Annotated in this window: 9 protein-coding genes; 2 read left to right on the top strand and 7 right to left on the bottom strand. The window is 40.8% G+C overall.

From position 1 onward, the window contains the following. Nucleotides 1–49: 49 nt before the first annotated feature. Together MWU84_RS06365 and MWU84_RS06370 are read right to left on the bottom strand one after the other, a co-directional pair. On the bottom strand, nt 50–1,144 hold the full coding sequence (locus MWU84_RS06365) for a heparan-alpha-glucosaminide N-acetyltransferase domain-containing protein (protein ID WP_281502522.1): 1,095 nt from the start codon (nt 1,142–1,144) through the stop codon (nt 50–52). A gap of 39 nt (nt 1,145–1,183) precedes the next feature. Further along, on the bottom strand, nt 1,184–2,995 hold the full coding sequence (locus MWU84_RS06370) for a sodium:solute symporter family protein (RefSeq protein WP_246899607.1): 1,812 nt from the start codon (nt 2,993–2,995) through the stop codon (nt 1,184–1,186). An 82-nt stretch (nt 2,996–3,077) separates the two neighbouring features. Between MWU84_RS06370 and MWU84_RS06375 the strand changes: the two genes are divergently transcribed. Together MWU84_RS06375 and MWU84_RS06380 are read left to right on the top strand one after the other, a co-directional pair. Next, nucleotides 3,078–3,833: a sulfite exporter TauE/SafE family protein gene (locus tag MWU84_RS06375; RefSeq protein ID WP_246899611.1), complete on the top strand. Its 756-nt coding sequence runs from the start codon at nt 3,078–3,080 to the stop codon at nt 3,831–3,833. Between the two features lie 365 nt (nt 3,834–4,198). Next, a complete protein-coding gene (locus tag MWU84_RS06380; RefSeq protein WP_246899614.1) occupies nt 4,199–6,007 on the top strand; it encodes a hypothetical protein in 1,809 nt (602 codons plus the stop codon). A 178-nt stretch (nt 6,008–6,185) separates the two neighbouring features. On the opposite strand, the gene MWU84_RS06385 is transcribed toward MWU84_RS06380, so the two are convergent. The 5 genes from MWU84_RS06385 to MWU84_RS06405 form a co-directional block, all read right to left on the bottom strand. Then, nucleotides 6,186–7,781 (bottom strand): metallophosphoesterase family protein, encoded by a 1,596-nt coding sequence (locus MWU84_RS06385; protein WP_246899617.1) that lies wholly within the window; start codon nt 7,779–7,781, stop codon nt 6,186–6,188. A gap of 104 nt (nt 7,782–7,885) precedes the next feature. Continuing rightward, nucleotides 7,886–9,250: an aspartate aminotransferase family protein gene (locus MWU84_RS06390; protein ID WP_246899621.1), complete on the bottom strand. Its 1,365-nt coding sequence runs from the start codon at nt 9,248–9,250 to the stop codon at nt 7,886–7,888. Continuing rightward, on the bottom strand, nt 9,237–10,493 hold the full coding sequence (locus MWU84_RS06395) for a hypothetical protein (protein ID WP_246899623.1): 1,257 nt from the start codon (nt 10,491–10,493) through the stop codon (nt 9,237–9,239). Before MWU84_RS06395 ends, MWU84_RS06390 begins: the two co-directional genes overlap by 14 nt. Nucleotides 10,494–10,520: 27 nt before the next feature. Then, complete coding sequence (locus MWU84_RS06400) at nt 10,521–12,236, bottom strand: alkaline phosphatase family protein (RefSeq protein ID WP_246899625.1); 1,716 nt, start codon at nt 12,234–12,236, stop codon at nt 10,521–10,523. A 302-nt stretch (nt 12,237–12,538) separates the two neighbouring features. Further along, on the bottom strand, nt 12,539–14,020 hold the full coding sequence (locus MWU84_RS06405; protein ID WP_246899627.1) for a SusD/RagB family nutrient-binding outer membrane lipoprotein: 1,482 nt from the start codon (nt 14,018–14,020) through the stop codon (nt 12,539–12,541). Nucleotides 14,021–14,033: the final 13 nt, after the last annotated feature.

Consider the following 14,033-nt stretch of genomic DNA (forward strand, 5'->3'; position numbering starts at 1 on the left):
GGATCTGTGCTGCCACATTTTGTAAAATGGGCTTTCCAAAAGGACTAAATTAGACCTTAATGAATATTTTTTTTCTGTAGAGAATATATCCCAGTAACACATAAAAGGAGACAAGGGTGAGAGAATATAATAATGAAGAAGTCTTCATTGTCATAAAATCTTGGACATACAAGGTATTGAATAACCAGCCTTTTAAGGAAGTATCCCCATCCACTTTTATCAAGCCCATCATTTTACCCATAAAACTAGAAAGAAAATAAAGGACAATGGCGTTAGCCCCGGCATATTTAAATATACTCCCGAACTTAATTCCCTTTACATCGGACACGTAATATATTAAGGCCAAAATTATATTGGCCCAACCTGCGGTTACCATTACAAAACTACTACTCCATAGCGCCTTGTTGATGGGGAAAAATATATCCCATACATTACCTACAACCAACATTATAATTCCGATACCAAAAAGAAGCACTTCCTTTTTTGCTCTTTTAGAGCGCAGCACAACTCCAGTAAAAATTCCCATCAATGCTGTAGCAATGGAAGGCAAGGTACTTAATAAGCCCTCAGGATCATAATCCGCCTTATAGCTGTGGGTTCCAAAAACAACCACATCCAGATAATTGGCCAAATTGTTCGGGGCGCGTTCAAAGGTAGGTGCCATTCCGTTGACCGGCACATAGCCCATCAGCAACCAATATCCTATCAATAGAAAAGCACAAATTGCAACCAAGGTTTTCCATTTAAAATTGATAAACAAAATTGAAGCAAAAAAGAATACCACCCCAATACGTTGTAGCACCCCTGGAAAACGGATTTTTTCAAAATCCTTAAAGAATGGGAAATGAATGGTAAACGCTCCCAAGAATAAACCAAGTCCAATTAATTTTAGGGCCCTAACGGTGATTTTTTTATAAGTACTTGAATCTGTGGGCTTGTTCTGATATGCAAAGACTATGGAACATCCAACGATAAACAAAAAGAAAGGAAAAACCAGATCCGTTGGTGTATATCCGTGCCACGGGGCATGCAGGAAAGGCGCGTACACATGGGACCAGGTCCCAGGGTTATTGACTAATATCATAAGGACAATAGTAAGGCCCCTAAAGATATCAACTGAAATAATCCTGTTCCGTAAATCCATTCCCGGTATGTATCTGTTTTTTGTTAATACTCCATTATACTACAGAATATGATCCTTCATTTTATTCCAAGCCCTCGCCAGCAAAAATCCTGACACTATGGCCACAACAGTCAAAATAAGGGCGTTGGTGGTTTTTCCATATATCCAATACCCTGTAGCGAACATACAGGAATAAATCAACACACAACCCAATAGCATGGCCGTGATTCCGGAAGGTACGCTCCATTTTTCCTTGGTGTTCACAATCTCCACATTTTCATCCTTTGCATCCTTGATCACTTTGGACCAACCTGGACCTCCTGGTTGTATTTTTTTATAAAAATCCTGTAATACCTGTTTGGATTCCGGTTGTGTCATGTAGGTTGCCCCCAACCAAATAATAGTAGTAACCACAACCACAAAAGGATACTCGGCCCAATCCGGGAAAACACCCGTTTCAGCATCAAACAAGAAGGGACCCACAGCTGTCAACTTTAAAACTATGGAAATAATTCCTGAGGCAAACATTGCCGTAATCTCACTCCAAGCGTTGATTCTCCACCAGAACCATCTTAAAATAAAGATAAGTCCGGTTCCTGCACCAAATACCAATAGCACCTCAAATAACTGCAATGCATTCTGCAAAAGCAAGGCCAATGCAGCACTGAAGACCATTAATACAACCGTTGATAATCTACCAACGGCAACCAATCTTTTCTCAGAGGCATTTGGGTTTATTTGTTGTTTGTAAAAGTCATAAACGATATAGGAAGAACCCCAGTTTAATTGGGTAGAAATGGTACTCATATAAGCCGCGATCAACGAGGCCAAAACCAATCCCAATAGTCCACTGGGCAATTTGGTCAACATGGCAGAATAAGCCAAATCATGACCAAGTTTGTCTGCTGCAACATTAGGGAAGGCCTCATGAATACTGGCAATGTCCGGGTATACCACCAAGGATGCCAAGGCCACCAAAATCCATGGCCATGGGCGTAAGGCATAATGCATAATATTGAAGAAAAAAGTAGCACCTATGGCATGATTTTCATTTTTGGCCGCCAACATACGTTGGGCTATGTAACCCCCACCGCCAGGTTCCGCACCTGGATACCAGGAACTCCACCACTGTACTGCCAGCGGTATTATGAATAGGGTAATCAATGCATTGGTATTGCTAAAATCGGGCACAATAGCAAGTTTATCTGCTACATGTTCGTTGGCCATTAGGGAGGCAATTCCTCCAACTTCCGGAAGATTCACCAAATAGTAGGCAGCTCCAATAGCCCCGCCCATAGCCACAAAGAACAGTAAGAAATCTGTATAAACTACTCCCTTAAATCCACCCAAGGCGCTAAAAGTAACAGTTATCAAACCTGCACTCACTACGGTTACCCATGGCTCCAAGCCCAGCATAATACCGCCTATCTTAATAGCTGCCAAGGTAACGGCAGACATGGTTATTACATTAAAAATCACCCCTAAATAAACAGCTCTAAATTTTCTTAAAAAGCTCGCCGGTTTGCCGCCATAGCGCAGTTCATAAAATTCCAAATCTGTACTTACATTGGATTTTCTCCAGAGCTTGGCATAGACAAATACCGTTAATAAGCCTGTCAATAGAAAAGCCCACCAAACCCAGTTTCCGGAAACCCCGTTGGTACGAACAATATCGGTCACCAAATTGGGTGTATCCGTAGAAAAGGTTGTGGCCACCATAGAGAGACCCAACAACCACCATGGCATGGTTCTACCTGACAGAAAATATTCCGAAGAACTGGCCCCTGATTTCTTTGAGACGTATATTCCGATAAATAAAACAATTGAGAAAAAGACGACAATAAAACTGTAATCAAGAGTACTTAATTCCATCAGTTTGGTTTTGGTTTGAGAATAGGAACTAAAGATAAATTTTTTTGGGATACTTTTGCCCTTTGTTCGCTAAATGTCACATATGATTCTCTCAACAACACCAGATATCACCATAACGGCTTGGACACTTGCCTTAACTGCCGCATTTGTTATAGGAATTTCCAAAGCAGGGATCAAGGGTATCGCCATTATAAATGTTACTCTAATGGCCCTGGCCTTCGGAGCCAAAGAATCAACTGGATTGATCGTGCCCTTACTTGTGGTGGGAGATGCCTTTGCCGTTATATACTACAACAGACATGCACAATGGAAGTATATAGCCGCCTTTTTGCCCTGGATGATCCTAGGCATACTCTTGGGCACGGCCATAGGAAAGGATTTGCCCGAAACCACCTTTAAGATCAGCATGTCCGTCATTATATTGGGCACGGTTATAATGATGTATTGGTGGGACAGAAAAAAATCGAAAAATGTGCCCACCCATTGGGCATTTGCCGGTTTTATTGGGACCATGGCGGGTATTACTACCATGATCGGCAATTTGGCCGGAGCTTTTTCCAATATTTACTTTTTGGCCATGAGACTGCCGAAGAACGAATTTATTGGAACGGCAGCCTGGCTATTTTTTATTGTGAACATCTTTAAACTGCCCTTTCATATTTTCATCTGGAAGACCATTACCCCAGAAACCCTGATCATTAATTTAAAGTTGGTTCCTGGAATTATTCTGGGAATTATTGTTGGGGTGCGATTGGTCAAAATCATAAAAGAGCAATTCTATCGCAAAATGATTTTGATCCTGACCGCTATAGGGGCCTTTCTTATCCTTTTCAGATAAACCAAAAAAAGGCCGATGCTGTGCACCGGCCTTTCAACTAGACTAACTCAAACTAATACTAACTCAAACTTTTCGAGACAAAAATCGCATTAAAAAGCCGTCCTGAAGTTAACTAAACTTCAAGCTAACATTACTAAAAAATAAAAGCTTCGCTCTCTTGAGGAAAGCAGTATCTCCCAACTCCTTGATCACCAGATTTATATTTTATCCATTTCCTGATAATTATCATATTCTAAGAACTCATTTCGACTAAAATTTGTCGATTCATATTTGGACTACTCCATGACAAGTAGTTATCATACCAATGAATACCTCTTGTTTGATTTAATGTGGCGACACAATAGGGGTCCAACAAAAAAATAAAAATGAATAAACATAGCTTTCATATACCGGTTATGGGAATTGGGTTTACCATAGACACCCCGCTAAAAGTTGCCCACCTTGGTATAGATTCTGTAATTTCTTTGGTCGATGACATTCTAATTGAAAAATTAAGGAAGATGTACTGTGAAAAATTTGAACTTCCATATCAGGAAATTTCAGATAAATTGGAAGATTTTAGGGCCAAAAGAATTACCAGTTATCTCAACTTGATCAATGATGTAGCACACAAAAAATTTGCTGACCTAATTAATTCTGCCCATGAAACAGGTAAAGAAATAAGGGATTATTTAAGTCTCCTGCCCAATGCTTCCCATTTAAAGGAAGAATTTGAAAATCTGACTTCCGGTGATTTTAGCGTCGCGGAAATTAAAAAATGGTTAAAGGAAAACTTGTCCATAGGCAGCATCGATGTCAATATTATGACCAAGGTGGACAAGGACAATTACAACAAAAACGACAAACTGCCTACCGAATTTAATGACGCCCATGCAGCCTTGCGTGGATATGCCAACAGCGAACTTATTTCCTCCGTCATCCTTTCTGCCGGAATGAACCCTCGACTTTATAGTTATATGGAAAATTTCGATGATTTTTTTCCAGATGAAAATGGCAACATTAAAAAGAAAATAGTCCTAAAAGTAAGCGATTATAGGTCCGCCCTGATACAAGGTAAGTTCTTGGCCAAAAAAGGAATTTGGGTATCGGAGTATAGAATAGAATCCGGTCTCAATTGCGGTGGACATGCCTTTGCTACCGATGGATATTTAATGGGGCCGATCTTGGCCGAGTTCAGGAACAACAAAGAGGTCTACATTGAAGAAATACACGATATCTTAATTCCAGCTCTTGCCAACAAAGACCGTGTAGTACCCAAACAAAACCTATCCCTAAAAATAACGGCTCAAGGAGGTGTGGGTACCGCAGAGGAACACCAATTTTTAATGGATCATTACAAAGTGGATTCTGTTGGTTGGGGAACCCCATTTCTATTGGTTCCTGAGGCTACCACCGTGGATAAGGCCACACTGGAAAAATTGGTCGCTGCAAAAGAAGAAGACTTGTACCTGAGTGACATTTCACCCTTGGGAGTACCCTTCCATAACCTTCGTGGAAACACCAAGGATTTGGAAAAGTTTAAAAACATAGACAAGGATCGCCCGGGAAGTTCCTGTCCAAAGAAATTTGTGGCCTTGAACAAGACCTATTCGGACAAAGGGCTTTGTACTGCCTCACGGCAATACCAACATTTGAAAATTAAGGAACTGGATGCACTAGGTTTGCCAGAAAAGGAATATACCGGAAAATTCAATAAAATAACAGAGAAATCATGTACCTGTGTAGGTCTTGGCACCTCAGCCTTATTGGCCTACGGCCTGGATACCAAAACCGAAGGATCGGGAGTTTCAATTTGTCCCGGACCCAATATGGCCTACTACTCCAAAATAATGCCCCTGAATGAAATGGTAGATCATATTTACGGGCGTGGCAATGTAATTTCGAGAACCGATAGACCCCATATGTTTATAAAAGAACTCGGAATCTACCTAGATTACCTTAAGAATAGAATTGAGGAATCCAGGGAATCCATGAATAAGAAACAAGAGAAATACCTATTGACCTTTACCCATAATTTAAATGAAGGCATTGCCTATTACCAACAATTATTTGGAAATTTAAAAGGGCCATTTGAAGACGTAAAGCTTGCTGTTCTAGAGGAATTGACACAAGGGCTAAAAACATTGGAAGGCTTTAAACAGGACATAGAGGCACTTTCTTTGTCAAAGGTGTAATAAAAAATAGCTCCTTCCCTTGGTTAAGGGAAGGTGGATTCGCCAACGGTAGGAGGCGGAGACGGAAGGGATTGAAAGCACAAGCCTTGGGGTGCCAACCCAACAGGTAGTTACCTTCCGTACCGGAACGATCGGACTAGCGGGTTTCGCCAGATTCATTTTGGCCCAGATTTAAACTTTAATTATTCGTCATAAATGTAGCGGTAGTTGACCAATCGCTCCAATTTAAATTTTGGTCGCGGTATCGGACCCTCCAGTAATAGGTAGTGTTGGATTTTAACCTATTGGTTTCTTCATCGGTAAGGTCATCCCCCTTTTGCCTATTTTCCTTGTAATACCAATTTTCATATTGTTTCCAGCTGTCAAAAATTGGCTTTTCAAAGTCATTGCTCTCGGCAACCTGCCAGTGTGAGGCCGCATGGAAGGCATTGCTAAAACTGCTGTTGAAATCCCCTGCCTTTAGGATAGTTCCGGTAAAATCGACCGTTTCGTTATTAGGTGAGATAACACTGGGAACCCCAGGTTTTCTTTCGTTTTTAAATATTACAAGGCTGTCCCTGAGTTCGTTTTTTCGTTCCAATTCTTCGTTGCCCTGACTAATTCTCTTGATGGTAAACTTTGGATCTTGCTGATTGGCATCTACTTCCACCATCACAAAACCATATTCGTCCTGGGTTACCGTAAATTCATCGTAATCCCTGCCTTCAAATTCCCCCCAATTATCAATGGCCCCTCCTGCCGAGGCCACATTTATCCAAAGGTGCTTATGGTCCTTGGACTGTCCTCTGGAATAGCCGTGGGTATGCCCAAAAAAGTGAATACTGGGCTTCCCTGTCTTGGTGGTAAATGCCTCCAAAAGGGCCACCACTTTTCCAGTAAAATCCTCTTCCCCCGGAATCCAAAGTTCGGATTTATGGGGGTGGTGTAATTGAGCAAACACAAAATCCACCTCCTCGTTCTTGGCGGTTTCATCCAAAAGCTTTTGCAACCATTCGTACTGATCCCTACTGTTGTTATAACCATCGTTGGAATTGAGCCCAATAATCCTAGTATTCCCGTAATCCTTAAACCACCAATGCTCAGCATAGGCAGGAGTACCGTTTTCGGGAAGACTAAAGTATTTAAAATAGAATACCGAATTTTTTTCGTGATTCCCCAAAACTGGATATACGGGCACTTCTGAAAACAATTTTTCCGCAGGATTAAAAAAATGTTCCTTCCATTGAAAATATTTGGTGCCATTCTCTACCAAATCCCCAGGTATCATTACCATGGCCAAATTGCTGGGAAGATTCCCGCCGAACTCCTTTTCCAAATATTGCAATATGCCATCATTTACGACCTCTGAAAATTTATTGGGGTTGTTATGGTCTATTTGCATATCGCTCATCGCCACAATTTTGAAGGACTCGTGGTCACTGGCGAAGGGAGGGGTTTTAAACTGAAATACATCCGAAACCACCTTGCCCGTTTTAACGCGGTAATAATATTCGGTAAAACGCTTTAGTCCTTCCAATTTAACCTCGTGGATACGGGATTCACTGAAATTGATGTCATATGCAATGCCCTTGGTCTTTTTTCCTAGTTTTGGTGTTAATCCCCATTCCACTATGCTTTCTTCCCCCACTGAAGTTTCCCACATAATTTTAATGGAATTAGGCTCCGCATCCTGAAGATAGGGTTGAATTAAAAACTCTCCCTCTACATTTTGGGCACTGCCCACTAAATGGAATGCCATAGTAATAAACAATACTACTTTAATCTTAATTTTCATTTTTTGATCTAAATATTTATGGTGATTAAATCCTAAATTTATTTTAATAAGTATCATATCGATTTATCCTGATAGGCAGGCTCTACCACACTAACTCTTTTTGATTACGAATGCACTATGGCCAAACTTTCATCTAGCATATTTAAGGCCATATCCAATTCTTTTCTGCTTATAGTAAGGGCTGGTGACAATTGCAGTACATTGCCAGCAGAAACCTTAAAACTGAGACCTCGCTTTAAACATTCGTACATGACCACTTCAGCTTCATCTATGGCCTTTTCCTTGGTCTTTTTGTCCTTCACCAATTCTACGCCCCATAATAATCCCATGCCCCTTACATCCCCTATTAAAGGATATTTTAATTGCAGAGCTGCCAAGGACGATTTCAGGTATTTCTCATCTGCCCTGACCTTGTCGAACATTTTTTCATTTTCCAAAAACGCAATGGTACCAAGACCTGCCACTGCACCCAACGGACTTTTTTCATGGGTATAATGCCCAAGGGAGATATCCCCAAATTTGTTGTATTCGTCCCTAGTAATTATTGCGGCCTGTGGAAAAATACCGCCTCCCAATCCTTTGCCGATACACAAAATATCGGGTTCAATATCATAATGTTCGAATACGAACATTTTACCGGTTCTTCCCAAGGCAATAGGAATTTCGTCCAGTATCAGCAAGACTCCATATTTGGTACAAAGTTCCCTCGCCTTTTTCCAAAATGATTTGGAGGGCAATTGCACATCCGTATTCCGGATCGTTTCGGCAATAAAAGCCCCAATATCACCCTCCTTGGAAAACACATATTCCAAATATTCCAAACACTTATCCTCATTGTCCTCAAAAATTCCGCGATAGGCAATGGGTGGTGGAATGCGTTCTACTCCAGGCATCAATGGCCCCATAGACTCCCTAAATACGGCTTCCCCACCCACACTGATGGCATCCAAGGAGGCCCCGTGAAACGAATCCCAAAAAGAAACCACCTTAAACCTTCCAGTTACTGCCCGCGCCAATTTTAAGGCAATTCCTATGGAGGAACTTCCATTGGGCGTTAAAAGCACCCTATTAAGGTCTGATGGCGCCAGGGACGCCAATTTCTCGGCAAAATCAATAGCTGGAACATTGGTATACCGTCTTGGGGAGAAAGGCAACACTTTTAATTGCTCTACAATTTGTTCTATGAGTTGGGGATTGGCATAGCCCACCTGATGAACGTTATTACCATGAAAATCCAAATATTTTTTACCTGATATATTTTCGATATAGGGCCCCTCGCAACTTTGTAGAACATCCAAACATGGGGTAGACATGGATTGATGCAAAAAATATCGAGCATCCCTATCCAAAATCTTTTTGGTTTCATCACTTATCTGGGAATCCATCCACGCAGCACGTGCCGGGGTAAAATTAATATCTCCTTCCGTTTTTTTGTTCTGGGCAACTTTGCCATGACTATCTTGCTTCATAAGGTCCGTATTTTGCTATTATTTCTCTTTCTTCCGAATCATCGTTAAGGATGTAAATCCCATATTGTCTTCCTTTGTCATATACCCTAACCACAATATGCCCGTTCTGACTTTTATATTGATCCAACCTATTACCAATTACATCTTTAGTGGGTTGTAGCATAACCGTGGAGAATATATCGCGTTCCCCAGGATAAAGCTCTTTTGAGGTGATTCTCCTTAATACTTCCTCCCCAGGATGGTCCGATGACCAATTTTGTTGGATCCAGACCCTGGGCTTAAGTGTTCTTACAAAGAATATATTTTGGGAATCCCTGTTCCCATAATGGTTTAAAGTAGCTATATCCACGGGGCCAATTACCGGTGCCACGTGGGATTCCAAACCATTAAAATTTGTTTGTCCAAAAGCATCCACTCCACTAATATCACCTCCTGCAAAATAATCGAACTCGCCAAAGGTTATTTTAATACATGTACTTAAAGGGTTTTCCCCAGGATATACCCCATTGGAAAATAATGAAAAATAGTCTTCATTTTCCCCAGTCCACACATTGCCGTTAACGGCAATATTACGGACTGAAAAGTTCGGGAAATTATCGGGTGAATTTTTTAGTTTGATTTGATTGATTGCCCCAGGTTTTAAGGTTTCGTATGTCATGCCATCCACCTTGGTGTGATAATCCATGTACTTCCAGTATTCCTGCAGGGTCTCAATCATACTATAGGAATCGTTTGCCTTAATTTCCTTTTGTACTTGCGGATTCTTTAAATCGATGGGGTAATCACATCCGCGGTCCAAATGGGATTTGATAGGCAATAGACTCCCCACCTCCATTATTCCGGTTAAGGCATAGTTTCCCTTTGGGTGTCTTTTCCTATTACCATCCATCTCTCCAAAATGGTCGTCATGAAAATGAGTAATTAGGCCATAATCCAGTTGAATCGATCTATTTTTTGGAAAAAATTGATGTATGTAATCCACGATCCACTCCGGTGCGGTCCTGGAATTATCGGGTTTCTGTACCGCATTTCTGGCAGATAAAGTTCTAGGATGGGTTTCGGACATGTCGCCTGCATCCACCAAGAGCGTGGTCGCATCCGGAAAAACAAAAAAAGCGGCATCCCCCCTACCTGTATTGATATGATGAATATCCAACATCCCCTCTTCCCACGCAGCTAATTGCCCTCCTTTGTCTTGGGCCCTTACTAGCATCATGGATAAAAGAAAGAATATGAACTTCATTGATAAACCTTTTACCGCTATTTCCAATTACTTTAGTATTGATGTAGATAGCACTTGTTTAGGAATGGTCTTGGTTTGATAATCCACGTTCAACCATCCACTACCGCCTCCGTTAAACCATACCACTTTTAAAGGATAAGTTCCGGGCGTTAACGCTATTCTTCCATTCTTTTCCATTACTCCGTGATCCCCATCATTGTCCACGATCAATTGATTGTTTACCCATAGTTTACTACCATCATCAGAATTGGTATAAAATGTATAGGTACCTTCCTCATCGATCTGAATTTTGGTAGTGAATCTCACTACAGTGTTGTCGCGGATTTCCTCCTCTACTTCATCCGAGGTAATTTCAAAAGAAGTTCCCTTAGCATCCGGTCTTTTATTTTCCAGGCTTGGAATGCTGGTCAAGTTTTCCAAATAAAATACCTCATAAGATATGGGCGGCGCCATTGTCTTATTTTTTATTCTAAAAAAGGCCTCCGAAACCATACTGGCAATTTTCCCATTTATAAAAATAGCACTTTTAACCGCCACATTTTCAGTAGTCTTGACAGCTTCGGTATATAAGGCGGAATTACGGTTGGGCATAGAACCATCCAAAGTATACCTTATCTCTCCTATGGCATTGGGGTTTTTCATAATAATACTTGCGGAATCATCAAACAAACCCCCAGCCCGTTTATAGAAATCGGCTGGTGGTAGTATCGTTGGTTTCATGATCCTTTCCGTAATTGGATAATCATCTCTAAGATCATAACCCTCAAAAGCATTCTTTACGGGTTTGCCTATCCAGGCCATTGGCCTATTTATCCCCATAGCAAAGGCAACCGTTGCAGCATTGTCGTATTGGTATACTGGGTATTTAAGTACATGGTTCTTCTTGATCGATTTCCCCCAAAGGATAAAAGGAATTTCTACTTCCCCCAAAGATTCCCCTCCATGGCCTTTCCCCAATCCACCGTGATCTGCACTTATGATAACCAAGGTTTCATCTGCCATTCCAGATGCCTTTATAGCTTCCATTACTTCAGCAAGCAATTCATCCGCTTTTTCCACGGATTTGTAATATTCAGGACTTCCATGGCCATATTCGTGCCCACCGTGATCTACATGATCAAAGTGAATAAATGTGAAGGTTGGTTTTTTATCCTTAATATAGGCACTGGCCAAGGCCGCTGTTTCATCCTCGGAATCAGGACTTATGTCATAATCCACAGCCCCTTTCTCGAACAACCGTCCAAATCCCGTCCAATGATAAATAGCTCCAATTTCTGCATCTTCCCAATTGTCGTTGATCAATTGAAAAATAGTAGGAAAAAGGAAGTCTTCACTTTGCGTAATTGCCGGCAATATAAAATTGTTTTTCTCCCAGCTATTGGAAGTAATCCCATGTTGCTCTGGCCCGGCACCCATAATCATGGAAGCCCAGTTGGTACTGGAACTGGTTGGTAGAACCGCCCTGGCATGCATGGTTGAAGCCCCTTCACTTATAATCCCATCAAAGGTTGGAGTAGTTGCTTTATTCAATCCATCGGGACTTAATCCGTCAAAACCAATAACTACAACATGCTTTACTATGGGGGAATTTTCACGCTCTTTTTTGGCACAGGACCAAAATGAACCCGATATGATCACAAATACAATTGTTTTAAGCAATAATTCCTTCGTGAAAACTTTATGCAAGTTGCCCGAAATAGCCGAAAACAAGACGGTTTTTAGTACAATATTGGCTTTGCTCATTTTGATTGGTTTTAGTTTTTGATTAATGAATAAGTGTAAATATCATGTGACTAAGTTAAGTCAAAAAGTTAATAATATTAAATTTTTGTAACTATAACTAAAATTTTTGGGAATCTGCCATATTCCCGATACTGTACCCATCCCAATTATTTTTTAAATCAAATTGAGTTACGTAGTTCAATTAAAAGGCAAGGCCATAGTAGAAATCCACTATGGCCCTGGATACATAAAATATTGGCTATGGTTTTGTATTCTCAATCATTTAGGGCAATATGCCAACAAAGACCATTTGTTAACGAAAATTATTCCAACCACCAGGTAATTTCACGAATCTTGTCATTTCCTGCTCCAAATTGACTTTCTATAGCAGCTGCTACATTAACAGAATTATTATTATACTCAGAATTTGGGTATATCCATCGAGTTGGAGGAGTAGCATCAGGCAACTGGGCAAAGGCAGGGAATCCTGTCCTTAAATGATCAAAATAAGACCTCCATCCTGATTGCAAAAAGGAAGTAAAATACTTCTGGGTCAAAATAAGATCCAACTTTTCATCAGAGGAAAGTCCATTATCAAATGCCACCGCTGCGCCCAAAAGATAGGTGTCGGCATCTGAAGCGTCAACATAGGCCTCGAAATTCTTGGCATAATCGTTATAAAAACTAAAAGAAGCTTTTACGGCATTTTCATAATGATCTTTTGCATCGGTACCGATCCAACCACGTACGGAAGCCTCGGACAAAATGAACTCCAATTCCCAATACCCCATAAGGTTATGCGGCTCTGTGGTAGGGTCTGTCGTGTACCTCAAGTTTACTTTGGAGACATCACCAGCTGCTGCCTTATCATTTACTTCTGCATATGGCGCTAAGGGATCTCCTCCTTCATAAGCCGAAAAATCATCTATTGCCAATCCCGCTTCCTTGGCGTTTTTGGTCTGACCGCAATAAATAAACAATCTAGGATCCTGTCTGTCCTGAAGCCTTTCTATAAAGGTAGAAGACATATACATTCCCGATCCATAACCACTGGAGTTGAATTCTGTATACCTACTTCCTTCCTCATCCAGAAATACCAACTGACCATTGTCCTCATTAGAAACCATTATAGGCTCATTATTGTATATACTGGCAAATGAGCTTATTACGTTCAAGTCTGCATCTCCTTCCTTTTTGGAAAGGGTCATAAGGACTTTTAATCTAAAGGAATTGACCAATTTTTGCCATTTAGTAGTATTCCCGCCGTATATAATATCTCCGGCAATGATGTTGGTATTCCCCTCCAAAAGATCATTAGCTTCTGACAATTCCTTCAAAATTCCGACAAATACTTCTTTTTGGGTATCATACTTAGGCAGATACTTTTCCTCTGTTTCCCCTTGAAGAGCTTCGCTATAGGGGATATCACCAAATGTAAGGGTAAGGTTGTAGAAGTAATACGCCCTAAAAAATTTGGATAGGGCAATATATTCATCGCTCTCAATACGCTCTGCCTCCTGCATCATCTTGGTGACCTCCCCAAGCATATTGTAGTCATCAAAACTAGCACGGTCCCAATTATAGTATTGATTGTTGTTCTCCCCATCTGTTTGTACCAAAATACGGGAAGCATATAAGGCTCCTGTACCTTGCACCCGAAAAGCGCTACTGGCAATATTGGTCAATAGCAATTGTGGGTGTGTTTCACTAACATTATTCGGGTTGTCATTTAATTCCGTAAGGTCCTGACATCCGGTAAGGACCAACAATACGGTTAGGCTAAATAAAATTCCTATTTTTTTCATTTTGTGTCTTTTT

The organism is Arenibacter sp. F20364 (genome assembly GCF_023015905.1).
GTDB lineage: Bacteria > Bacteroidota > Bacteroidia > Flavobacteriales > Flavobacteriaceae > Arenibacter.